We start from the raw sequence: 22,191 nt of genomic DNA, 5'->3' as shown, positions 1-22,191 counted from the left end.
TTTTTTTATGCCTTCAATCCGGCTCGGAGGAGCCGCCGGTAAAAATCCAGCAGCGAAATGGAAGAAGACGATGACGGACAGCAATAACCAGATGCCAGATAACCAGATGACTGGCGCGGAGATTGTTCTGAGAGCGCTGAAGGACAATGGCGTCGAACATATCTTCGGATATCCGGGCGGCGCCGTCCTGCCGATCTATGACGAGATTTTCCAGCAGGACGAAATCCAGCATATTCTCGTCCGCCACGAGCAGGGTGCCGGCCATGCGGCTGAAGGCTATGCCCGCTCCACCGGCAAAGTCGGCGTCATGCTGGTCACATCCGGTCCCGGCGCGACGAATGCGGTCACCCCGTTGCAGGACGCGCTGATGGACAGCATTCCGCTGGTTTGCCTGTCCGGCCAGGTTCCGACGACGCTGATCGGTTCCGACGCCTTCCAGGAATGCGATACCGTGGGGATTACCCGGCCTTGCACCAAGCACAACTGGCTGGTGAAGGACGTCAACGAGCTCGCCGGTGTCATCCATGAAGCCTTCCGCATCGCCCAGACCGGTCGCCCAGGTCCTGTCGTCGTCGATATTCCGAAGGATGTCCAGTTCGCCACTGGCACCTATACGTCGAAGCCAGAGATTGCGGCGAATATCAGCTACCAGCCGAAGAAGGAAGGGGATCTCAAGGCCATCGAGGCTGCCGTCGAATTGATGGCGTCTGCCCGCCGGCCGATCTTCTATACCGGCGGTGGCGTCGTGAATTCCGGTCCGGAAGCTTCGCGGCTGTTGCGCGAGCTGGTTCAGCTCACCGGTTTCCCGATCACCTCGACGCTGATGGGGTTGGGGGCCTATCCGGCCTCGGGCAAGAACTGGCTCGGCATGCTGGGCATGCACGGTTCCTATGAATCCAACATGGCCATGCATGACTGCGACGTGATGGTCTGCATCGGCGCGCGTTTCGACGACCGCATCACCGGCCGTATCAACGCGTTCTCGCCGAACTCGCGAAAAATTCATATCGATATCGATCCCTCGTCGATCAACAAGAACGTCCATGTCGATGTGCCGATCCTCGGCGACGTCGGGAGCGTTCTGGAAGACATGGTCCGCCTGTGGCGGGCGCTGCCGCACAAGCCGGCCAAGGGACAGACGGAAGACTGGTGGGCGCAGATAAACCGCTGGCGTGCCCGCAAGAGCTTTTCCTACAAGCATTCCAGCGACATCATCATGCCGCAATATGCGTTGCAACGCCTCTATGAGCTGACCAAGGGCCGCGACACCTACATCACCACGGAAGTCGGCCAGCACCAGATGTGGGCGGCGCAGTTCATCGAGTTCGAAGAGCCGAATCGCTGGATGACGTCCGGTGGTCTCGGTACGATGGGTTACGGCTTTCCGGCGGCGATCGGCGTTCAGGTCGCGCATCCAGGCGCGCTCGTCATCGATGTTGCCGGTGATGCCTCGATCCAGATGTGCATCCAGGAAATGTCGACGGCAATCCAGTACAATCTGCCGGTCAAGATCTTCATCCTGAACAACCAGTACATGGGCATGGTTCGTCAGTGGCAACAGCTCCTGCACGGCAACCGCCTGTCCAACTCCTATACGGAAGCGATGCCGGACTTCGTCAAACTCGCGGAAGCCTATGGGGCCGTCGGCATGTATTGCGACGATCCGAAGGAGCTCGACCAGAAGATCGAGGAGATGATTGCCGTCAAGAAGCCGGTGATCTTCGATTGCCGCGTCGCCAATCTCGCCAACTGCTTCCCGATGATCCCGTCAGGCAAGGCGCATAACGAAATGCTGCTGCCGGACGAGGCGACCGACGAAGCGGTCGCCAATGCGATCGACGCCAAGGGGCGCCAGCTCGTATAAACGAGTTGGTATGCTTCAACAGAATTCTGAGGAAACGGACCCAAGACCATGAATGCGCATCAGCAACCGACCGGCTCAGCCTACTTCATCGCACCGGAGACGGCGAAAGCCGAAAGTCATACGCTCTCGGTTCTCGTCAGCAACGAACCGGGGGTGCTCGCCCGCGTGATCGGCCTTTTTTCGGGCCGTGGCTACAATATCGAAAGTCTCACGGTTTCGGAGACAGAGCACGAGGCACATCTTTCACGCATCACCATCGTCACCAATGGGACGCCGAGCGTGCTCGAGCAGATCAAGGCGCAGCTTGAGCGCATCGTGCCGGTCCACCGGGTCCTGGATCTTACGGTGCGGGCGCGCGAACTCGGGCAGGAGCGCCCGATCGAGCGCGAAGTGGCGCTGGTGAAAGTGGTCGGCCACGGGGAGCGCCGCGCCGAGACGCTGCGGCTTGCGGAAGCCTTCCAGGCCAAGGTAGTCGATGCGACGGTCGAACATTTCATCTTCGAAATCACCGGGAAATCCTCCAAGATCGACCAGTTCGTGGCGATCATGAAACCGCTCGGGCTGATGGAGGTCTGCCGCACGGGGATTGCTGCCATGAACCGCGGCCCGCAGGGAATGTGAGGGCACGCGGGGAACGGCGCATCGGTTGGCGAGGTGAGGACAAGGTTGACGAAGGATTGGTATCCACCCGCCGGCATGCGCCTTGGCGCCACCCACTACGTGACGCGATCGGCACCCTGGTTGAAGCACTATTTCGGGATTCGCGAACTGGAGTCGGCATTCGCGCCGGGGGTTAAGGGGATCGTTTTCTGGGGTGGGCGTTCTACCGCCAGGCTAGCCCGCAGGATCGCATGGTTTCGCCGGCTGCCTTATTGGTATCTTGAGGATGGTTACCTGCGTTCGGTCGGTCTCGGCAAGCAGAACACCCTGCCGATTTCCGTCATTGTCGATGATCTCGGCATGCCGGTCGACGCTTCGAAGGCTTCCAGGCTGGAGAGGCTGATCGCGAGTTCCGTGGATGGGGACATTGCAGGGCTTGGGGCGAATATCCGAGAGATGCTCGTCCGTGAAAAACTCTCGAAATACAACAACCTGCCGCATCTCGAACCGAAGCTCGACCGCACAACACGGCGGCGGATTCTTCTTGTCGACCAGGTGCTGGGTGATGTTTCCGTACCAATGTCGGGCGGTTCGCCTGAAAGTTTCGCGCGCATGCTCGGGGACGCTGTCGCCAGCGGCGCGCAATGCGTGGTGCGCACACATCCGGATGTGATGGCCGGTTTCCGCAAAGGTTACCTCACCGAAAAGGCGGCACGGACACCCGGTGTCATCCTGATGGACGATGCGGTTTCCGTCGCCTCGATTTTGGACGTCGTCGACGAGATCTGGACAGTGTCGAGCCAATTCGGTCTCGATGCAATGCTGCGCGGCATCCCCGTGCGTTGTTATGGAGCACCTTTCTATTCGGGCTGGGGACTGACCGAGGACCGGCTGAGCGAGAGGTCGAGCGAGGCTTTGCATAGAAGGCTGGCGCGGCCGGGCGTCGATCACCTCGTGGCGGCGACATTCAGCCTCTATCCTTCCTATCGCGACACGGTCACCTGGCAGGAAATCGATGTCTTCGGTGCGATCGAGACGCTCGTTGCCGAGCGTAGAAAACTCGAAATCGACTAGATCATCTCAAGCGGGCGTTTGCGTTCCGGGGGCGGGAAGGCGGCGTCGAGTGCGGCCCAATCCTCTTCGCTGATTTCCAGTTCCGCTGCCTCGGCGTTTTGCGCGACGCGTTCCGGATTGGCGGATTTCGGGATGGCGATGACGCCATCCCGCTCCAGGAGAAAAGCAAGTGCTACCTGCGCCGGCGTCGCCTGATAGGCTTTGGCGATATGGATAAGTTCAACGCTGTGGGCAAGCCGGCCCTGTTCGATCGGCGAATAGGCCATGACCGGGATGCCGCGCTCCTGGCACCAGGGCAGGAGGTCATATTCGATGCCGCGGCGGGAAAGATTGTAGAGCACCTGGTTGGCGGCGCAATTTCTTCCTTCCGGCACTGCCATCAGTTCCTCCATGTCGGAGAGGTCGAAATTGGATACGCCCCAGGCTGCAATCTTGCCGGCCCGACGCAATTCCTCGAAACCGGCGACGGTTTCGGCAAGCGGATGTTCGCCGCGCCAATGCAGGAGATAGAGGTCTAGCCGATCGGTCCCCAGCCGAGCCAAGCTTCTTTCGCAGGCATCAATCACGCCCTTGCGGCTGGCATTCCAGGGATAGACCTTGCTGACCAGGAAGGTCTCGTCGCGGCGGCCTATGATCGCTTCGGCGACGATTCTTTCAGCGCCGCCCTCGGCATACATTTCCGCAGTGTCGATCAAGGTCATGCCAAGATCGAGACCGCGCTTCAGGCTGTCGATCTCAATGTTCGCCTTGCGGCTGTCCTCGCCCATGTTCCAGGTGCCGAGGCCGAGCGCCGGCACGGAAATGCCAGAGGGCAGGGTAGCTGTCGGGATATCGGGCATGTTTGACCTTGATCATCGTATCGGGAAGGGTGCGATTTAGACATATGGCTTTTGTCGAAGGTTCCAAGTTCTGCTTGAAGATCGTCCACAACGATCCTACACCAGAGGACAAGCCTCCCGCGACACGAGGCGGCTGATGTAACGGGGCCATTTGGCATCTTGGGAGATCACATGCCGCTGGAAACATTTCTGGCTCTCGTCCTGTTTGCCTTCACGACCTCGATCACGCCGGGACCGAACAATATGATGCTCTTCGCATCGGGCGTGAATTTCGGCTTCACCCGCACCATTCCGCATATGCTTGGTATCGGCGCCGGCTTCTTCTCGCTGCTGCTCGCGATCGGCCTCGGGCTCGGTGCGCTGCTGCAAACGGTTCCGGTGGTCTATACGATCCTGAAATTTGCCGGCGGCGCCTATCTTGTCTGGATCGCCTGGAAGATCGGTATGTCCCGCAGCCTTTCCGACGGCAAGACCGGCGCACAGCCGATGACCTTTTTCGGGGCGGCGATGTTCCAATGGGTCAATCCGAAGGCGTGGGTCATGGCGGTGACGGCCATGGCGACCTACACCAATCCCGACTACTACCTGCCGACCGTGCTGCTTGTCGGCCTGGCTTTTGCGGCGGTCAACGTACCGAGCGTTTCCACCTGGGCCGGCTTTGGTTCGGCACTCCGTGAATGGCTGTCCGTGCCCGCCCGGCTCAAATGGTTCAACATCACCATGGCCGTCCTGCTTGTCATGAGCCTCTGGCCGATGCTGAAGTAAAGGAGAGTGACATGTCGGAAGATCATCACCACGATCACCAGCATCACCATGACAACCGCTACAGCGACATGCAGGCGCGAGTGAGGGCGCTTGAAACGGTGCTGACGGAAAAGGGACTGATCGATCCAGGCGCGATCGATGCGATCGTTGAGACCTACGAGACGAAGATCGGGCCGCGCAACGGCGCCCACGTGGTGGCCAAGGCCTGGAGTGATCCGGAATTTGCGGAGTGGCTCAAGCGGGATGCGACGGCGGCGATCGCAAGCCTGGGATATGCCGGCCGGCAGGGTGAGCACATGCGTGCCGTCTTCAACACGCCGGACACCCATAATCTCGTCGTCTGCACGCTCTGCTCCTGCTATCCATGGTCGGTGCTCGGTTTGCCGCCGGTCTGGTACAAGGCGCCGGCCTACCGCTCCCGCGCCGTCATCGATCCGCGCGGCGTGCTTGCGGAGTTCGGCCTGACATTGCCTGAGACCAGGAAAATCCGGGTATGGGATTCGACCGCGGAGCTGCGCTATCTCGTCATTCCCGAGCGGCCGGAAGGTACCGACGGCATGAGCGAGGAGGCGCTTGCCAAACTCGTCAGCCGCGACGCGATGATCGGTACTGCGATTGCGGGAACGCAGCCATGAACGGGCCTCATGATCTCGGCGGACAGATGGGGTTCGGGCCGGTCGCGCCGGAAAAGGACGAGCCCTATTTCCACGCGGAGTGGGAGAAGCGGGCTCTCGGCATCACGCTGTCCTGCGGAGCCTTCGGCGCCTGGTCTATCGATGAAAGCCGGCATGCGCGCGAAAACATTCCGCCGGCGGACTATCTGGCCGCCAGCTACTACGAAATCTGGACCCGGGCGCTGGAAGTGCTGCTGGAACGGCATGGATTTGCAACAAGAGCCGAGACCGATTCCGGTCACAAGCAGACGGTGCCGGCCACACCGAAGCGTATCCTGACCGCGGATATGGTTCCGGGCGTGCTCGCGCGGGGCGGTCCCTGCGACCGGCCGGTGGATACGGAGCCGCTTTTCCAGCCGGGCGACAGAGTGCGGACAAAGAATTTCAACCCCACCACCCATACGCGGCTGCCGCGCTATGCCCGTTCCAAGACCGGTGTCGTGGAGGCCGTGCAGGGCTCCTACGTCTTTCCCGACGACAACGCGCATGGAAGGGGCGAAAACCCGCAATGGGTCTATACGGTCGTCTTCGACGGCGGCGAGATCTGGGGCGAGGGTGCAGATCCGACGCTGACCGTCTCAATCGACGCATGGGAGAGCTATCTTGAGCGCGTGTGAGGTTCCGTCCGCGCTCGCGCGGTCCCCTGGTCTTCCGAAGTCACCGGAAGGTGATCCGGTGTTTCCGGAGCCCTGGGCGGCAGAGGCGTTCGCCTTGACCGTGCATCTGCACGAGAAAGGTGTCTTTACCTGGAACGAATGGGCTAAGGCGCTTTCCGTCGAAGTGCACAAGCCAGGTCGCGCCGAGGACGGCAGCGATTATTTCGACTGCTGGGTGGCGGCGCTTTCGGGCCTGCTGGTTGCGAAGGGCGTCGCGGACGCCGATACGATTCTCGCGTTACAGCAAAGCTGGCAGAGGGCGGCGGAGGCAACGCCGCATGGCAAGCGGATCGTCCTGGAGAATGATCCGCTGCGGTAAGGTTCTTCCTCTCATGACGGAAACTGCCTGTAACATTCTTCGGCGATCTTCTGGAGCAGATCGCGGGAAATCTCGCCGGTGACCGCGTAACCGAGTTCACCGTCGATCCAGTAGAAGGTCTCGACATCGCTGGCGGAGGCAAAACGGAAGCTCGTCGTCCGGTTTTCCCTGTTGCGCCCGACCAGAACCGTTACGCGCTGGCCAGTGTTGTCTTCGTACATGAACAGGGCGCCCGGCTTGCCGCCGACCGGCAGGAGCCTGCCCCCGACCAGCTTGAAGCCCAGGGATTGCAGGTTCGGGACCTTGAGGTTGGCGATCGAGAGCCGCTTGCCGAGCCAAGTGGCGAGATGCGCCTCCTCGTCCGCAAAGACCTCGACGGGATGGCGCACCTCGCTCGCATAGATCAGGAAGGCGTTGCGGGCCTCGCGCGGCAGGATTTCCGTATAGGCAAGTCGGATTTCGGGGTGGCCGAACAGGCGGGGACCGATGTAGCCGCCAGCGGCGCCGAGGGCGAAAATGACCACCGCGGCGGCGGCCAAGGCAAATCGACGCCGGGGTTGCGCCGGCGGGCGGGCAAACCCCATCGACAGAAGCCGGATATCCGTGGGCTTCGATTTTTCGTGAGTCGCGAAAGCGGAGCGCAGTTCCTCGTTCTGTGTCTGCCAGTCGGCGACCATTTCCGCCGCCTCCGGGTTCTCAGCCAGAAAACGCTCCACGCGGGCGCGGCCGGCCTCATCGAGGAAGCCGTCGGCATAGGCGTGCAGGTCCGCTTCGGATACGGATCGGGCCTCGGTCATTTCGGTCTCCGCAATTGAATGACGTTCTCCTCCCGCATTTTCTCACGCAGGTTCTGGCGGGCCCGCGACAGGCGCGACATGACCGTGCCGATCGGTATCTCCAGCATGTCGGCGACTTCCTGGTAGGCATACCCCTCCACGACCACCAGCATCAGGACGGTGCGCGCCTCCTTCGGCAGCGTTTCAAGCGCCTGGATAAGGCGGTTCCTCTCCAGCGGATCATCTGAGCCTGAACTTGCTGCGACGGTCTCCGCATCTTCGATGCCGACTACGGGCCGCCGCGCGGCCGAGCGGCGCGCGTTCAGATGAAGATGGGTCATGATCCTGTAGGCCCAGGATTTGAAATTCGCGCCACGCCATTGCGCCCGGTTGATAAGCGCTTTTTCGACGCAATCCTGCAGCAGATCCTCGCTCTCCGCATCCGACCGCGTCAGGCTGCGTGAATAGCGCCGGAGCTGTGGCAGGAGAGCGAGGATCTGTGCCTCGAACGAGAGCGGCGCAGGAGCCTGTGCCTCGCGCGCCGCCGCCGAGGAGGAACCGGATTGATCAGGGTTTTGCGACATCCCAAACGCCGTTCACGCCATCGCCGGTCGTGTCGCCTTCCTTGGTGTCCTTGACCCAGTAATAAAGCGGCATGCCTTCCCTGGCCCATTGCCTTGACCCGTCCTTGCGGGTGACGAGCGAATATGCACCATCTGCCTTCGCATCGGAAGCAGCCATGGCCGGCGGCCAGTTCTGGGCGCATTTGTCATAGCAGTTGGACGTGCCGGGCTTGTCGTTTTTAAAGGTGTAGAGTGTCATGCCGTTGTCGCCGGCAAGCACGTCGCCTTTGGCGGTCTTGACGGTCTTGAACGGGCCGGCAGCGAATGCGGCAGTGGTCAGCGCTGCCAATGCGAAAGGCACAAGGATGAAGGTCTTCATGGGTGTCTCCCTGGTTGAACGGCGGCTTCCATCGGCCACCGATGCCAAGACACCGAAGGAAGCGGATTTATTCCGTCGGCCGTAAAGATTCTCGAAAAAATCATTACTTATCTCTTGAGCTAAGTGTTCTGAAATGATACTTATCCTTATGGAAAACCATTCAAGCCAGTTGGACAGTGTCTTCCAGGCGCTCGCGGATCCGACCAGAAGGGCCGTGCTCGGACGGCTCGGCCAAGGGCCGGCAAGCATCAGCGATCTTGCGGCGCCTTTCGACATGGCGCTGCCCTCCTTCATGAAACACATCCGTTTCCTGGAGGAGAGCGGCCTCATCCGCACGCATAAGAAAGGCCGGGTGCGCACCTGTGCGCTGGAAAGGGCAAAGTTCTCGATGCTGGAGGACTGGCTCTCCGAGCAGCGCGCGATCTGGGAAGCCCGCACCGACCGGCTGGAGCAGCTTGTTCTGGCGAGGGAGGAATTCCTGCGGGCCAAAGAAAGGGAGAAGGGCAGATGACGCAGAATTTCGATCCGGATCTCGACCTCACCATCTCGCGGATCATCAGGGCGCCGCGCGCTTCCGTCTGGAATGCCTGGACCGACAAGGCCACTTTCGAGCAGTGGTGGATTCCGGCACCCGCGCTCTGCCGGGTGGTCGCCATGGATATCCGGCCGGGCGGCGCTTTCGAGACGGAGATGAGCGAGAACGGCGGGGATTTCGGCCCGCACTTGAACGCCTGTTTCCTGGCGGGCGAAGAGCAGGGGCGGATCGTCTTCACCAATGCGCTGACCGGCGGCTGGCGGCCGGCCGAACAGCCCTTCATGACGGCGATCATCACCTTCAAGGATCATCCGGACGGTACGGAATACTTCGCGCATGTGATGCACAAGAGCCCTGAAGACCGGAAGATGCATGACGAGATGGGGTTCTTCGATGGCTGGGGCACCGTCATCGAACAACTTGCGAAGCTCGTTGAACGGCCGCAGTGAACCTCCGTGCGACCGTCCGCGAAAGATAGAGGAAAACAAGGTCATTCCGTGCCTCTGATTCCTCTTTCGTTCTTTTTTAGTTGCGATTTTTCGTCGAATCCTGCCAAGTCCCCGGCATGCAATTTGCACCGCAACAGGACGAGGCCCTCAAGGCCGTTTCACAATGGCTGAAAGAGGGACGCAGCCAGATCTTTCGGCTGTTCGGTTATGCGGGCACGGGCAAGACGACGCTGGCCAAATATTTCGCCGAGCATGTCGACGGCGATGTGCTTTTCGCGGCCTTCACGGGAAAGGCTGCGCAGGTGCTGCGCTCGCGCGGGGCACGGAACGCGAAAACCATCCATTCATTGATCTACCGCCCGCGGGGCGAAGAGGCGGTCGAAGACGAGGAAACCGGGAAGACCTCCATATCCCCGATGTTTTCCATCAACCGCCAGAGCCCGGTTGCCAAGGCGGCGCTGATCATCATCGACGAATGCTCGATGGTCGACGAAGCGCTCGGCAAGGATCTGATGAGTTTCGGCACGCCCATTCTCGTGCTCGGCGATCCCGGCCAACTGCCGCCGGTGACGGGCGGCGGCTTCTTCACCGAACAGGAGCCGGATTATCTTCTCACGGAAATCCATCGCCAGGCCCGCGACAACCCGATCATCCAGCTCGCCATGGACGTGCGCGAGGGCAAGGAGATCATGTATGGGGACTACGGCACCGCGCAGGTGATTTCCCGCAACGAAGTAACCCAGCCGCTGGTCCTTGAGGCAGATCAGGTGCTTGTCGGCACCAACCGGACCCGCAAGCGCTACAACCAGCGGCTCCGGGAGCTGAAGGGGTTCACGGCCGAGTATCCGCAATCCGGCGACAAGCTGGTGTGCCTCAGGAACGACCAGGTGAAGGGACTTCTCAACGGTTCGCTCTGGCAGGTGATGAGTTCTTCGCGCGAGACGGTGAAGCCCGGCATCAACCTGATGATCCGGCCGGAAGATGATGACATGGACCGGGGGGCCGCCAAGATCAAGCTCCTGAAGGCCGCTTTCGAGGATGGCGAAGGGGAAATTCCCTGGTCGACCCGCAAGCGGTATGACGAGTTCGATTACGGCTATGCTCTGACCGTGCACAAGGCTCAAGGTTCGCAGTGGAACAATGTCGTGCTGTTCGACGAGAGCTTTGCCTTTCGCGATACCCGCGAGCGCTGGCTTTATACTGCGATTACCCGCGCAGCCGAAACGCTGACGATCGTGCGCTGATCAATTCGGCACGACACCGAGCAGTAGCGCCTTGGCGACGGCCTGGAAGCGGTTGGTTGCCTCGAATTTGCGGATGATGCCATCTTCCATGTGCCGCAGTTCCTCGAACTGGAGATTGAGGACACGGGCAATGCGCGGGGCGGAATAACCTTCCGCCATGAGCGCCAGGCATCTTCCTTCCATATCGGTGAGCGCCAGCGAGACCGGGCGGCAAGTCTCGTTCACCTCGTCTTCATCCTCGCCGCTCAGCAGGCTTTCGATCTGCTGCATCTGTCGACGGATATTGGATATGTCGGCGGTAAGCTCGCGCTTGCGCCGCGCCAGCATAGTGTGGAACAGTTCGTCGGCTTCGGCTTGCGATGTCGTGGTGGTCAGTTCCTCCATCAGGTCCTGGATCACCGCCACCGGCATGCCGATCTCCCGGCAGGCATTGATGACCGCCATGCGCTGTATATCCCCACCGTGATAGATGCGCATCGCGCCGGAGCGCTTTGCGGTGATCAGTCCCTTTTCCTCATAGAAATGCAGGGTGCGATGGGTGACGCCGAAGAGATCCGCCATCTCGGCGATCGCCACCGGTCCCTCGGGCATATCGAAGGGCAGGGAGACCTGCGGAAGGAAATTGAAGTGCCCGGGGGCGGTTCCAAGGGCAGGCGGCGCACCGCCTCCATGTATCGTGTGTATGGCGTCGCTCCGCATCGGGTCCCCTCGATCCTGCGAAATGGCGTCTTTGTTCAAGTCCACGTCCCAGGGCTGCGCTTGAGCGCCAAGCCCGCGGGCAAAATCCTCGGCACTGAAAATGCGGACCCGATGTGATTGGATGACAGAATTCGCCGTTCCGACCGTCATTTCGCCGCCTGAGGTCCGATCAGCGAATTCTGTTAGAGATAGGTTACGTAAAATTTTAGAAAATGATAGTCCCGGCCGCCTCGTGAATTTTCGTCCATGAAAACTCTTTATAGGTGCAATTTATCGAAGCCCGTGGTCTTTCGGCAGGGCATGCCCTAAAAGCGGGGAAGTTTTCGCAGAATGGATTTTGCCATGCCGACCAAGCTTTCCGTGAACCTCAATGCCATCGCCATGCTGCGCAACCGCCGCGACCTGCCCTGGCCGAGCGTCGAGGGTCTCGGGCGCATTGCGCTTCAGGCGGGAGCGGCGGGGCTGACCGTGCATCCGCGTCCGGATCAGCGTCATATCCGCTTCTCCGACCTGCCGGTTATCCGCGCGCTGATCGACGACGAATTCCCAGATGCCGAGTTCAATATCGAAGGCTATCCCAGTGAGGATTTTCTGGCGCTTTGCGAAAAGACGGAGCCGGAGCAGGTGACGCTGGTGCCGGACGATCCAAGCCAGGCGACCTCCGACCACGGCTTCGATTTCCGGGCGAGCGGCGAACTCCTGAAGCCGATCGTGGCGCGGCTCAAGAAGAAGGGCATGAGGGTATCCCTGTTTGCCGATGGCGACGGCGATGTCGAGGCGGTGAAGCTTGCCAGGGCGACCGGCACGGACCGTATCGAGCTTTACACCGGGCCTTATGGCGGTTGCTTCGATGATCCTGAACGGGGCGCGAAGATTCTCGATGATCTCGGCCGGACGGCGGATGCCGCTTTGGCGGAAGGGCTTGGCGTCAATGCAGGTCACGATCTCACCGTCGCCAACCTGCCGGCGCTCATCAAGCGCATCCCGAAACTCGCCGAGGTTTCGATCGGCCACGGCCTGACGGCGGATGCGCTGGAATACGGCATGGCGGAAACCGTGCACCGCTTCCGCCGCGCCTGTGGTCAGGCGGTTTGACCGGTTTTCCCTACGCAATTCCCGACGGAAAGCGGCAGCGCATGTCCCTGGAATTGCGCTAGGCCACTGAAAGCTTCGCCTCTCTGAGATCCAATTCCCAAGTCTGGCCCACGCATTCCGGGCCGAACATCGCATGTCTCTCCTCGGAGACAAGCCGGAAGCCGGCGGTCTTGTAGATATGGATCGCCGCCGTCAGAATGTCATTGGTCCATAGCGACAGTTTCTTATAGCCGGCTAAGGTCGAGAATTTGATACATTGCTCGATCAATGTCCTGCCGAGGCCAAGACCCCGGGCTGCCGGATCCAGGTAGAGGAGGCGGAGCTTCGCCGTATCGCCGCCGCCATCCGCCACCATGACCGAGCCGACCCGTCGGCCGTCGCGCTCGGCGATCCAGCAGCGCTCCCGTTCTGGATTGAAGTTGGCAACGAATTTGCCCGCGATTTCGGCAATCAGCGCTTCGAACTTTTCGTTCAGGCCGTATTCTCGGGCATAGGCAGTTGCCTGGGCCTCAATCAGCCAGCCCATGTCGCCGATGCGATGGGGGCGCATGATGACTGCTTGAGACGGAGTTGCCGAGGAGGGATCGAGGATCGCCCGGATTGTCTGCATCGAGCCGACCAGCCTTGCCTGGCTCGCTTCGTCCACGTTCTGAAGGTCATCAGCGATCTGGCGGCGGGAACGCTCCCCGAGCGTTTCGTAGATTTCCCGTCCCTTGTCGGTGATATTGAGGATCTGGCTGCGTTTGTCGGCCGGATCAGGTTCGCTGTCGATGAAACCCGCTTCGCGGAACTTCTTGAGGATGCGGCTGAGATAGGCGGGGTCGAGACCGAGATCGCGATTGAGCTCAGTGGCCGAGACACGTTCCCGTGCGCCCATTTCATAGAGAATACGTCCCTCGACGAGGGTATAGGGCGTTGCCAGATAATCCTTTGCGAGGACACCGATCTTGTTCGTGTAGAAACGGTTGAAAGCGCGGATGGTCTCGATGGTTTCGGACGCGATCATGGGCAGAATCTCCTTTTGGAGACTCTGTCCAATATTTATTTGACTAAGTCAAGTAAATCAGGCAGCGACCTGATTGGCCTCGCCGTTGCCCAACGCGAAATCGACCGCCGCCTGGGCATGGATTGCGGTGGAATCGGCGCAGGGAAGTGGCAGGTTTTTCGGATCGAGGAGAAGGCAGATTTCGGTACAGCCGAGGATAATGCTGTCGGCGCCGGTCGCCTTGGCCTTTTCAATCATCGCAATCGCGCAATCGCGGGATGCGTCGAATACGGTTCCGGCGCAAAGTTCGTTGAAGATGATGCTATGGATAGCAGTGCGATCTTCCGCATCCGGCACCAGGACATCGACCCCGAGTGCCGCCATACGATCGGTATAAAAGCCATGCTCCATCGTGTAACGGGTGGCAAGCAGGAGAGGGCGCTTGAGACCATTCGATTTCAGCGCTTTGGCGGTTTCATCGATGATATGGATAAGCGGAATATCGACCGAGGCTTGGACTTCGGAGGCGACGAGATGCATGGTGTTGGTGCAGATCAGCACGCATTCGGCGCCGGCGGCTTCGAGGCTTGCGGCACCTCTGGCGAGATGCCTGGCTGCCAGGTCCCAGCGGCCGGCTTTCTGCATCTCGACCACGTCGGCGAAATTGACCGAATGGAGAAGAAGATCGGCGGATGCGAGGCCGCCGAGGCGGTCGCGCACCATTTCGTTGATCAGCCGGTAATAGACGGCCGTGCTTTCGAAACTCATCCCACCGATAAGGCCGATTCTCCGCATTATTTTCTCCAAAGTAAGAAGAAATTAGATTGATCATCTAATTACATCGGATAATTTAGATTTGCAATCCAAGCTGACGATTGCCTCAGCCGGTCAGCGCCGCCTTTTGCGTTTCGAGATAGGCGGTAAGGTTCTGCGGCTTGCGACCGGTGAGTTCTTCAAAGTCGTCCGTCACCAGGTCGAAATTGCCTGCGCGGATATTGGCGTCTGCCGAGACGAGCATTTGAACGACGAAACCCGGCAGACCTGCACCTGCCAGGCCATGGGTGAGCTGTTCGTCGGTGACATTCGCGACTTCGAGCGGTTTCCCCGCCGCATTGGCGACGCGTGCGGCGATTTCCTCAGCGGTCAGCGATTCCGGGCCGGTCAGGGTAAAGATCCTGTTTCCGGCCGGCGGATTGGCGAGCACCGCAGCGGCGGCGCGGGCGCAGTCGTCGCGCGCGATGTTGGAAACCTTGCCGGCGCCCATGGCGGTGTACCACGTGCCGACCTGCAGGTTGTGCGGCATGCCCATCAGATAATTGTCGGCATACCAGGAATTGCGCAGGATCGTGTAGGGAATGCCGCTTGCCTTGATCACCTCTTCCGTGCCGAGATGGTCGGGCGCGAAGCTGACGAGCGACTTGTCCGGGTTCGGCATGGACGTGTAGATGATGTGCCTGACGCCGGCCTTTGCTGCGGCAGAAACGGCAGCCTTGTGCTGAGCGATACGCTTGCCGGGTGTCGCGAGTTCATCGGTCGAGATGATCAGCACGCGATCGACATCGGTGAATGCCTTGACGAGACCTGCTTCGTCGTCGAAATCGGCCATGCGTGTCTCGATGCCTTTGGACGCCACATCGGCGAGCTTTTTTGTATCTCGGCTTGCGGCGACGATATCGCCCGGCGTGATCCCGCCGGTCTCCATAAGGTGATGGAGGACTGCGCGGCCAAGCTTTCCAGCGGCGCCGGTAACGAGGAGTTTGGTCATCTCAGAATTTCCTTCCTAGCAGCAAACCGACGCCTTCGGCGCGGTATGGAATGTTGGTCTCGAAAAGAGACTAACACTAGAATAGGAATTGACTATGTTGTGTAAAGGAGGCAGTTTTCGGGGAGATCGTTACCTGGAGGGAACCACTCCCATGGTGCTCAAGTCAGCTCACAAACCCGTCCTGGACGGCCAGGAATGTGATATGTCCGGCTGGGATGCCGGCAATTGTCCCGTACGCGATGTCATCGACCGCATCGCCGGCAAGTGGTCGACATTGTTGCTGGAGGCTCTGGCGCGTCGTCCATATCGTTTCGGTGAACTGCGCCGGCTGGTGCCGGACATATCGCAGCGCATGCTGACCCAGACGCTGCGTGACCTGCAGCGCGATGGCTATGTCGACAGACAGGTTTTTCCGACCAAGCCGCCGAGTGTCGAATACCGGATGACCGAACTCGGTCGTTCCTTGTTCGAGCCGCTTTCCAAGGTGCTGCGATGGGCAGAAGAGAATCATCCTGCAGTGAAGGCGGCACGTGCGAAGTTCGATGAAAGCGAAGTATAGTGACGTGAAAAAAGGCGGCTCGAAAGCCGCCCTCTTTTATCAAACCGTTTCGATCAAGCCTTCAACGAGGCGATGTCGATGACGAAGCGGTAGCGTACGTCGCTCTTCAGGACGCGCTCATAGGCCTCGTTGATCTCGCTGATATTGATCTTCTCGATCTCCGAGACGATGTTGTGCTCGCCGCAGAAGTCCAGCATTTCCTGGGTTTCCTTGATCGAACCGATCATCGAGCCGGCGAGGCTCCTGCGGCCTGGAACCAATGAGAAGGCATGCACGGGCACGGCATGTTCCGGAACGCCGACCAGGACCATGGAGCCGTTGATCTTGAGCAGGTTGAGATAAGCGTTCCAATCGATCTCGGCGCTGACGGTGCAGATGATGAGGTCGAACGTGCCCGCGAGCGCCTTGAACGTCTCGGCATCGCTGGTCGCATAATAGTGATCCGCGCCGAGCCTCAAGCCGTCTTCCTTTTTCGACAGCGACTGGCTGAGCACCGTCACGTCGGCGCCCATCGCATGAGCAAGCTTGACGCCCATGTGGCCGAGGCCACCCATACCCAAGATCGCAACCTTCTTGCCGGGGCCGGCGTTCCAGTGGCGCAGCGGCGAGTAAAGGGTAATGCCGGCGCAGAGCAGGGGGGCTGCAGCGTCGAGCGGCAGATTGTCCGGAATCGACAGGACGTAGCCTTCCTTGACGACGATCGAATCGGAATAGCCGCCATAGGTCGGCGTCTCGCCGTCGGCTTCGAAATCGTTATAGGTCTGGACGAGGCCGGGCAGGTATTGCTCGTTATCGAGATCGCGGGCGGCGCAGCCGACGCAGGAATCGACGAAGCAGCCGACGCCAACGTGGTCGCCGATCTTGAATTTCGTGACCGACGAACCGACGGCGGTCACCGTGCCGACGATCTCGTGGCCAGGCACCATGGGATAATGGGAATTGCCCCATTCGTTGCGGGCCTGGTGGATGTCGGAATGGCAGACGCCGCAATACTGGATCGAGATGACCACATCATCGGCATTGGGTTCGCGGCGCTCGAAGGTAAAGGGCGTCAAGGGTTTCGACGCGTCGGTGGCGGCATAGCCTCTTGCAATAGCCATGGAAAGCTCCATTCATCTTTTGAAGTTGGGAGGGGAATTGGACGGGCGGACTATGCCTCGGCCGACCGCAACAGCGTTAGATCGATCCTGCAAGCTTCTTGCACGATCCTGCAAAAGTAAGCGGGGCGGCTATTTGCGGATGCGGAGAGGCATTCTAAATAGGGGCAAACGCAGACAGCGTTTCCATCAGCCCAGGAGGGGTTTACCGCATGACGCTGCCGTTCAACCCCTATCAGGAAATCGCCTCGATCTCAGACCGCTTCGCCTCGGGTGACGGCGAGCACCTGACGACCATCGAAGGCCTCGCGATCAGCCGCCGATCTACGCCGAGCGTGCCCTGCCACGGCAGCTACCGTCCCTGTTTCGCGATGGTCATTCAGGGCGCAAAGAGCGTGCAACTTGGGGCGGATACCATCAATTACGGTCCCGGTCACTATCTGTTGACGTCGCTCGACCTGCCGGTCGTCTGGCGTGTGGTCGAAGCAAGCCCGGAGATCCCGCATTTCTGCCTGACGTTTGCCATCAACGGCGAACGACTGCTCGACCTGCTCAGCCGCGCGGGTATAAGACAGCCGAATGTGCCGGCGAGCGGGCAGCGCGGCATCGTCGTCAACCATGCGACGCCGGAGCTTCTCGATGCCGCAGTGCGGCTCATGCGTTTGCTCGATAATCCAGGAGATATCGGGGCGATGGCACCGCTGATCGAGCAGGAAATCCTCTACCGCATTCTCACCGGCCCGGCCGGCGGACAATTGATCAACATCGCTGTTGCTGACAATCACGGCAACAGGATAGCCCGCGCCATCGCATGGCTCCGAGAAAATTTCGCACGACCGTTGCGCATCGAAGATCTGGCAGAACACGTCAGCATGAGCGTGTCGTCCTTCCATCATCACTTCAAGACGATCACCGCCATGACGCCGGTGCAGTACCAGAAGCGCCTCCGGCTTCACGAGGCCCGCCGGCTGATGCTGGTCGAGGGGCTGGATGCCGGCAATGCCGGTCATCGCGTCGGTTACCTGAGTCCATCGCAATTCAGCCGAGAATACAGCCGGCTCTACGGCGTGTCGCCGGCAAGGGATATGGACGCGGTGCGCGAGGCCGTTGCCGCGGAATAAGTTCCGGCCATTTTCGCCGACACATCCGGGTCCCTCCCTCTTGACGGACGGCTTTGCCTGCGCCATAAGCGGATCAAGAACCGTACCGTACGGTACGCAAAGGATATCGCAGTGAAACCCGACGCCGCCGACATGCCCGAATTTACGCCGCGCCAGAACGCCGTTCTGGAACAGGCGCTTCGGCTGCTTGTGGAAGGCGGAGAGAAGGCGCTGACGACTTCGGGCCTTGCACGGGCGGCCAACTGCTCGAAGGAAAGCCTCTACAAGTGGTTCGGCGACCGCGAAGGCCTGCTGGCCGCGATGATCGCTTATCAGGCGAGCAAGGTACGCACGCATGAACGCCCCGGTGAACGGCTGACGGTGGATGTGCTGCGCGACCATCTCGAACTTTTTGCCCGCGATCTGCTGGCAGTGCTTGCCGGCGACGTATCGCTTGCGCTCAACCGGCTCGCCATCGGCCAATCCAGCCGTGAAGGTTCCAAGCTCGGCAAGCTGCTGCTCGAGCACGGCCGTCGCCAAATCGACCGGCGCGCCATGGCTCTCATCGAACAGGGCAAGAGGGCAGGGCTTCTGCGTTTCGACAACGCGGATTCAGCCTACCACACGCTTTACGGCCTGATCGTCTCCGACCTGCATGTGCGCATGCTGCTCGGCGAACCCGGCCTCAAGGACAATGCGCGCCAGGCGGAGAGGGCGGTCGAAGCCTTCCTGACGCTGCACGGTACGCAGAAGCAATCGGCGGATGCGCTCGGCGCCTTCGCGGGACGATGACGAACATCAACAAATCACACGCATAGGGAAGGAATAACGATGCGCGTTTATTATGATCGGGATGCCGATATCAACCTCATCAAGGCAAAGAACGTGGCCATCATCGGCTATGGCAGTCAGGGCCGCGCGCATGCGCTGAACCTCAAGGATTCCGGCGCCAAGAACGTTGCGATCGCGCTGAAATCCGGTTCGGCGACCGCCAAGAAGGCGGAAGCCGACGGCTTCAAAGTGATGACCGTTGCCGAAGCTGCCAAGTGGGCCGACCTGATGATGATGGCGACCCCGGACGAACTGCAGGCCGACATCTATAAGGCCGAGATCGCCCCGAATATCCGCGACGGCGCGGCAATCGCCTTCGCCCACGGCCTCAACGTGCATTTCGGCCTGATCGAGCCGAAGGCCTCGGTCGACGTCGTGATGATCGCACCGAAGGGCCCGGGCCACACGGTTCGCGGCGAATACCAGAAGGGCGGCGGCGTGCCCTGCCTCGTCGCCGTTCACCAGAACGCTTCCGGCAATGCGCTTGAACTCGCTCTCTCCTACGCCTGCGGCGTCGGCGGCGGCCGTTCGGGCATTATCGAGACCAATTTCAAGGAAGAGTGCGAAACCGACCTGTTCGGCGAACAGGTCGTTCTCTGCGGCGGTCTGGTCGAGCTCATCCGTGCTGGTTTCGAGACGCTGGTGGAAGCCGGTTATGCGCCGGAAATGGCCTATTTCGAATGCCTGCACGAAGTGAAGCTGATCGTCGACCTGATCTATGAAGGCGGCATCGCCAACATGAACTACTCGATCTCCAACACGGCCGAATGGGGCGAATACGTCACCGGTCCGCGCATCATCACCGAAGAGACCAAGGCCGAGATGAAGCGCGTGCTGAAGGATATCCAGACCGGCAAGTTCACCTCCGAGTGGATGCAGGAATACCGTTCAGGCATGGCCCGCTTCAAGGGCATCCGCCGCATGAACGACAGCCACCAGATCGAGGAAGTCGGCGCCAAGCTGCGCGGCATGATGCCCTGGATCGGCAAGAACAAGCTGGTCGACAAGTCGGTAAACTGAGCCCGGTCGCGACAGCAAGACTTTTGAAGGCCGGTGCATATGCACCGGCCTTCTTTGTGATGCTATTTCAATCTGAAATACAGGGTTTCCGCTGGGTCTTTTCCAATGAGGTGAATTTGAGGTGAAGGCAATGATCTCGCTAGTTTCTTCAAGCTTGGCACAATCGACTGCCAATAATGAGCAGGCAGTGTTTCGTTTCCGATCGGTGCTTCAATTAACAAATGATGTTCAGCGTATTTTTTGTGGTTCTTGTTTACGAGGCATTTTTTGACGCCGTCAAAAGCAGCGGATAATGCTTCATCGGTGGAATGCGCTCTTGCTGGTTTAGCGAGTGCCTCTCGAAATTGAGCATTCTCGCTCCCGTCAGGAATATTTAAAAAGCCACGTCCGTGTCCGTGCTCGTTTAACTCTGTGGCTAGCCAATACTGAGACGCGGCTTGGGCGCGAGTGATTTCGATTCCTCGGACCGTTTGCGGCGCTTCCATTCCCTCGATCCAACAATCTGGTACGGTATCGGAGAGCGCAAACTTGATCTGTCCGGATACACGGGTCGCTTTCGTAAAATGAAGAGCAGGAACAACCTCATCTCGCAACTTTTTTAAATCGCTTTTACCCAGCCGGAAATTTTTTATCTCCTCTTCGGGCCTGCTACTGGTAAAATACTCATCGCAGAGGAGATGAAAGTCGGAGATGGGTGTCCACTCAACTATTCGCTGAAGGAGCTTTTCGAGTTTTTCGCTGGCCATATGCCAACATCGCAATTTCCTCACCGATTTCAATCACGGTGGAAGTATTTCGTGTGGAATCTGGAGGGCGTTACATTATGTGATCAAAAATCGACCGGAAGCACAATAGGTCAGCATTGCTGACCAATCGATCTTTGTGTAAAGAACGGACATAGAAAGTTGAAATAAGAGGAAACATTCCGTGCTTGATTGGGAACATATCTTTGCGACGCGCTCCGGCCGCATGCGCGCCTCCGAAATCCGCGAACTCCTGAAACTCCTGGAGCGGCCGGACATCATCTCGTTCGCAGGCGGCATTCCCGATCCGGCGCTTTTCCCGGACGAGGCCTTCAGGCAAGCCTATGCGGATATCTTCTCCGGCGCGCAGGTGAATGCGGCGCTGCAATATTCGGTGAGCGAAGGCTACAAGCCGCTGCGCGAATGGATCCGCGGCGAAATGGCCCGGATCGGCGTCCAGTGCGAGGTCGAGAACGTCTTCATCACCTCCGGATCGCAGCAGGCGCTCGATTATCTCGGCAAGCTCTTCCTATCGCCGAAGGACACCGCACTCGTCACCTGGCCGACCTATCTGGGGGCGCTGCAGGCCTTCAACGCCTATGAGCCGAACTATGACCAGCTCTCCTTCGGCAACCGCACGCCGGATGCCTATCGCGAGACGGCGGCAAAGGCCGGCGGAGCCGTGAAGTTCGCCTATCTTTCGGTCGACTTCGCCAACCCGACCGGTGAGACGGTCGACCGGGCCGGTCGCGATAAGATCCTTGAACTTGCTGATGAACTGAATGTCGCCGTCATCGAGGACGCTGCCTATCAGCATCTACGCTATGACGGCGAGGCGATTCCGCCGATCCTGGCGCTCGACATTGCCCGCAAGGGCGGCATCGAGAACACCCGCACGATCTATTGCGGCAGCTTTTCCAAGACGCTGGCGCCTGGCCTGCGCGTCGGGTTCGTGGTTGCCGCGATGCCGGTCATCCGCAAGCTGGTGCTGATGAAGCAGGCTGCCGACCTGCATTCCTCGACGATCAATCAGATCGCCATCGAACATGTCGCTTCGCGCGGTTTCGATGAGCAAGTTGCCAAGATCAGGGCTGCCTATAGCAAGCGCCGCGATGCGATGCTCTCAGCGCTCGCCAAATACATGCCGAAGGGTACAAGCTGGACGAAGCCGGAAGGCGGCATGTTCGTCTGGGTGACGCTGCCTGCGGGTCTGGATGGCGCCGACCTGCTCGCCCGGTCGATCGAAACGGAAAAGGTGGCCTTCGTGCCGGGGCAGGCGTTCTTTGCCGACCGCTCCGGCGCCAATACGCTGCGTCTCTCCTTCTCCTGCGCTGATGAGGCGATGATCAGCGAGGGCATCCAGCGGCTCGGGCGTCTGATCACCAATGCAATCCCTGCAGCCGCCTGATCATCACGAGGTGTGATTTCGAAGCCCCTGTCGCCGGAAGGAGACGGGGCTTTCTGTATTTCGGGAGGGGTATTCGTATGGGAGCTTCCATTGTCACATACGTGTCAGAAGACTGTGTTTAAGCGGGTGATATGTTCTCGAAAGGACCTCCG

The 22,191-nt window shown here is 59.9% G+C and carries 26 protein-coding genes; 16 read left to right on the top strand and 10 right to left on the bottom strand.

Going from position 1 to position 22,191, the window contains the following annotated elements; all coding sequences use genetic code 11:
* Nucleotides 1-70 precede the first annotated feature (70 nt).
* Genes JL39_RS05965 through JL39_RS05955 form a run of 3 tightly spaced genes read left to right on the top strand, consistent with a single transcriptional unit; the run spans nucleotide 71 to nucleotide 3,538 of the window.
* Nucleotides 71-1,864, top strand: a complete 1,794-nt coding sequence (locus JL39_RS05965) for an acetolactate synthase 3 large subunit (RefSeq protein WP_037147350.1) — start codon at nucleotides 71-73, stop codon at nucleotides 1,862-1,864.
* Between the two features lie 48 nt (nucleotides 1,865-1,912).
* Nucleotides 1,913-2,485: an acetolactate synthase small subunit gene (gene ilvN / locus JL39_RS05960; RefSeq protein ID WP_037147347.1), complete on the top strand. Its 573-nt coding sequence runs from the start codon at nucleotides 1,913-1,915 to the stop codon at nucleotides 2,483-2,485.
* Between the two features lie 45 nt (nucleotides 2,486-2,530).
* A complete protein-coding gene (locus JL39_RS05955) occupies nucleotides 2,531-3,538 on the top strand; it encodes a capsular biosynthesis protein (protein ID WP_037147345.1) in 1,008 nt (335 codons plus the stop codon).
* Here JL39_RS05955 and JL39_RS05950 read toward each other — a convergent pair.
* Nucleotides 3,535-4,377, bottom strand: a complete 843-nt coding sequence (locus JL39_RS05950; protein ID WP_037147342.1) for an aldo/keto reductase — start codon at nucleotides 4,375-4,377, stop codon at nucleotides 3,535-3,537. The genes JL39_RS05955 and JL39_RS05950 overlap by 4 nt on opposite strands.
* Before the next feature lie 171 nt (nucleotides 4,378-4,548).
* On the opposite strand from JL39_RS05950, the gene JL39_RS05945 reads away from it, so the two are divergent.
* Genes JL39_RS05945 through JL39_RS05930 form a run of 4 tightly spaced genes read left to right on the top strand, consistent with a single transcriptional unit; the run spans nucleotide 4,549 to nucleotide 6,791 of the window.
* Nucleotides 4,549-5,142 (top strand): LysE family translocator, encoded by a 594-nt coding sequence (locus JL39_RS05945; RefSeq protein WP_037147339.1) that lies wholly within the window; start codon nucleotides 4,549-4,551, stop codon nucleotides 5,140-5,142.
* Nucleotides 5,143-5,153: 11 nt separating this feature from the next.
* A complete protein-coding gene (nthA, locus tag JL39_RS05940; protein ID WP_037147336.1) occupies nucleotides 5,154-5,777 on the top strand; it encodes a nitrile hydratase subunit alpha in 624 nt (207 codons plus the stop codon).
* Complete coding sequence (gene nthB, locus JL39_RS05935; protein ID WP_037147333.1) at nucleotides 5,774-6,433, top strand: nitrile hydratase subunit beta; 660 nt, start codon at nucleotides 5,774-5,776, stop codon at nucleotides 6,431-6,433. Before nthA ends, nthB begins: the two co-directional genes overlap by 4 nt.
* Nucleotides 6,420-6,791 (top strand): nitrile hydratase accessory protein, encoded by a 372-nt coding sequence (locus JL39_RS05930; RefSeq protein ID WP_037147331.1) that lies wholly within the window; start codon nucleotides 6,420-6,422, stop codon nucleotides 6,789-6,791. Before nthB ends, JL39_RS05930 begins: the two co-directional genes overlap by 14 nt.
* Nucleotides 6,792-6,802: 11 nt before the next feature.
* Here JL39_RS05930 and JL39_RS05925 read toward each other — a convergent pair whose 3' ends face one another.
* Genes JL39_RS05925 through JL39_RS05915 form a run of 3 tightly spaced genes read right to left on the bottom strand, consistent with a single transcriptional unit; the run spans nucleotide 6,803 to nucleotide 8,509 of the window.
* A complete protein-coding gene (locus tag JL39_RS05925; RefSeq protein WP_037147328.1) occupies nucleotides 6,803-7,588 on the bottom strand; it encodes an anti-sigma factor in 786 nt (261 codons plus the stop codon).
* Complete coding sequence (locus JL39_RS05920; RefSeq protein ID WP_037147326.1) at nucleotides 7,585-8,151, bottom strand: RNA polymerase sigma factor; 567 nt, start codon at nucleotides 8,149-8,151, stop codon at nucleotides 7,585-7,587. Before JL39_RS05920 ends, JL39_RS05925 begins: the two co-directional genes overlap by 4 nt.
* Nucleotides 8,135-8,509: a lipoprotein gene (locus tag JL39_RS05915; RefSeq protein ID WP_037147323.1), complete on the bottom strand. Its 375-nt coding sequence runs from the start codon at nucleotides 8,507-8,509 to the stop codon at nucleotides 8,135-8,137. Before JL39_RS05915 ends, JL39_RS05920 begins: the two co-directional genes overlap by 17 nt.
* 148 nt (nucleotides 8,510-8,657) lie before the next feature.
* Between JL39_RS05915 and JL39_RS05910 the strand changes: the two genes are divergently transcribed.
* From JL39_RS05910 to JL39_RS05900, 3 genes are all read left to right on the top strand, one after another.
* The gene (locus JL39_RS05910) at nucleotides 8,658-9,020 is read left to right on the top strand and encodes a metalloregulator ArsR/SmtB family transcription factor (RefSeq protein WP_037147320.1); all 363 of its coding nucleotides are present in this window, start codon (nucleotides 8,658-8,660) and stop codon (nucleotides 9,018-9,020) included.
* Nucleotides 9,017-9,493, top strand: a complete 477-nt coding sequence (locus JL39_RS05905) for an SRPBCC family protein (RefSeq protein WP_037147317.1) — start codon at nucleotides 9,017-9,019, stop codon at nucleotides 9,491-9,493. The genes JL39_RS05910 and JL39_RS05905 overlap by 4 nt, the downstream gene beginning before the upstream one ends.
* 116 nt (nucleotides 9,494-9,609) lie before the next feature.
* Complete coding sequence (locus JL39_RS05900) at nucleotides 9,610-10,737, top strand: ATP-dependent RecD-like DNA helicase (protein ID WP_037147314.1); 1,128 nt, start codon at nucleotides 9,610-9,612, stop codon at nucleotides 10,735-10,737.
* Here the strand turns inward: JL39_RS05900 and JL39_RS05895 are convergent, their stop codons facing one another.
* Nucleotides 10,738-11,436, bottom strand: coding sequence for a MerR family transcriptional regulator (locus tag JL39_RS05895; protein ID WP_037148505.1), 699 nt, complete (start codon nucleotides 11,434-11,436; stop codon nucleotides 10,738-10,740). It lies immediately after the preceding gene.
* A 342-nt stretch (nucleotides 11,437-11,778) separates the two neighbouring features.
* Between JL39_RS05895 and JL39_RS05890 the strand changes: the two genes are divergently transcribed.
* A complete protein-coding gene (locus JL39_RS05890; protein ID WP_037148503.1) occupies nucleotides 11,779-12,531 on the top strand; it encodes a pyridoxine 5'-phosphate synthase in 753 nt (250 codons plus the stop codon).
* Between the two features lie 58 nt (nucleotides 12,532-12,589).
* Here JL39_RS05890 and JL39_RS05885 read toward each other — a convergent pair whose 3' ends face one another.
* The 3 genes from JL39_RS05885 to JL39_RS05875 all read right to left on the bottom strand — a co-directional run bounded on the left by JL39_RS05885 (nucleotide 12,590) and on the right by JL39_RS05875 (nucleotide 15,281).
* The gene (locus JL39_RS05885; RefSeq protein ID WP_037147312.1) at nucleotides 12,590-13,537 is read right to left on the bottom strand and encodes a helix-turn-helix domain-containing GNAT family N-acetyltransferase; all 948 of its coding nucleotides are present in this window, start codon (nucleotides 13,535-13,537) and stop codon (nucleotides 12,590-12,592) included.
* Between the two features lie 57 nt (nucleotides 13,538-13,594).
* Nucleotides 13,595-14,311, bottom strand: a complete 717-nt coding sequence (locus JL39_RS05880; RefSeq protein ID WP_037147309.1) for an aspartate/glutamate racemase family protein — start codon at nucleotides 14,309-14,311, stop codon at nucleotides 13,595-13,597.
* An 85-nt stretch (nucleotides 14,312-14,396) separates the two neighbouring features.
* On the bottom strand, nucleotides 14,397-15,281 hold the full coding sequence (locus JL39_RS05875) for an SDR family oxidoreductase (protein WP_037147306.1): 885 nt from the start codon (nucleotides 15,279-15,281) through the stop codon (nucleotides 14,397-14,399).
* A 202-nt stretch (nucleotides 15,282-15,483) separates the two neighbouring features.
* Between JL39_RS05875 and JL39_RS05870 the strand changes: the two genes are divergently transcribed.
* Nucleotides 15,484-15,840, top strand: a complete 357-nt coding sequence (locus JL39_RS05870; protein WP_227702977.1) for a helix-turn-helix domain-containing protein — start codon at nucleotides 15,484-15,486, stop codon at nucleotides 15,838-15,840.
* 53 nt (nucleotides 15,841-15,893) lie between these two features.
* Here JL39_RS05870 and JL39_RS05865 read toward each other — a convergent pair whose 3' ends face one another.
* Nucleotides 15,894-16,940: an NAD(P)-dependent alcohol dehydrogenase gene (locus JL39_RS05865; protein ID WP_037148501.1), complete on the bottom strand. Its 1,047-nt coding sequence runs from the start codon at nucleotides 16,938-16,940 to the stop codon at nucleotides 15,894-15,896.
* Nucleotides 16,941-17,149: 209 nt separating this feature from the next.
* On the opposite strand from JL39_RS05865, the gene JL39_RS05860 reads away from it, so the two are divergent.
* From JL39_RS05860 to ilvC, 3 genes are all read left to right on the top strand, one after another.
* Nucleotides 17,150-18,058, top strand: a complete 909-nt coding sequence (locus JL39_RS05860; RefSeq protein ID WP_037147300.1) for an AraC family transcriptional regulator — start codon at nucleotides 17,150-17,152, stop codon at nucleotides 18,056-18,058.
* A gap of 132 nt (nucleotides 18,059-18,190) precedes the next feature.
* Nucleotides 18,191-18,829: a TetR/AcrR family transcriptional regulator gene (locus JL39_RS05855; RefSeq protein WP_037148499.1), complete on the top strand. Its 639-nt coding sequence runs from the start codon at nucleotides 18,191-18,193 to the stop codon at nucleotides 18,827-18,829.
* Between the two features lie 39 nt (nucleotides 18,830-18,868).
* Entirely contained in the window at nucleotides 18,869-19,888 is a 1,020-nt protein-coding gene (gene ilvC / locus JL39_RS05850; protein WP_037147297.1) for a ketol-acid reductoisomerase, read from the top strand.
* Nucleotides 19,889-19,950: 62 nt separating this feature from the next.
* On the opposite strand, the gene JL39_RS05845 is transcribed toward ilvC, so the two are convergent.
* Nucleotides 19,951-20,634: a hypothetical protein gene (locus JL39_RS05845; RefSeq protein WP_037147294.1), complete on the bottom strand. Its 684-nt coding sequence runs from the start codon at nucleotides 20,632-20,634 to the stop codon at nucleotides 19,951-19,953.
* A 181-nt stretch (nucleotides 20,635-20,815) separates the two neighbouring features.
* On the opposite strand from JL39_RS05845, the gene JL39_RS05840 reads away from it, so the two are divergent.
* Nucleotides 20,816-22,039: a PLP-dependent aminotransferase family protein gene (locus JL39_RS05840; protein ID WP_037147291.1), complete on the top strand. Its 1,224-nt coding sequence runs from the start codon at nucleotides 20,816-20,818 to the stop codon at nucleotides 22,037-22,039.
* Nucleotides 22,040-22,191: the final 152 nt, after the last annotated feature.

Origin of the sequence: Rhizobium sp. YS-1r, from assembly GCF_000757525.1 — a bacterium.
Classification (GTDB): Bacteria; Pseudomonadota; Alphaproteobacteria; order Rhizobiales; family Rhizobiaceae; genus Neorhizobium; species Neorhizobium petrolearium.
This window is presented reverse-complemented; position numbering and strand designations above follow the sequence as displayed.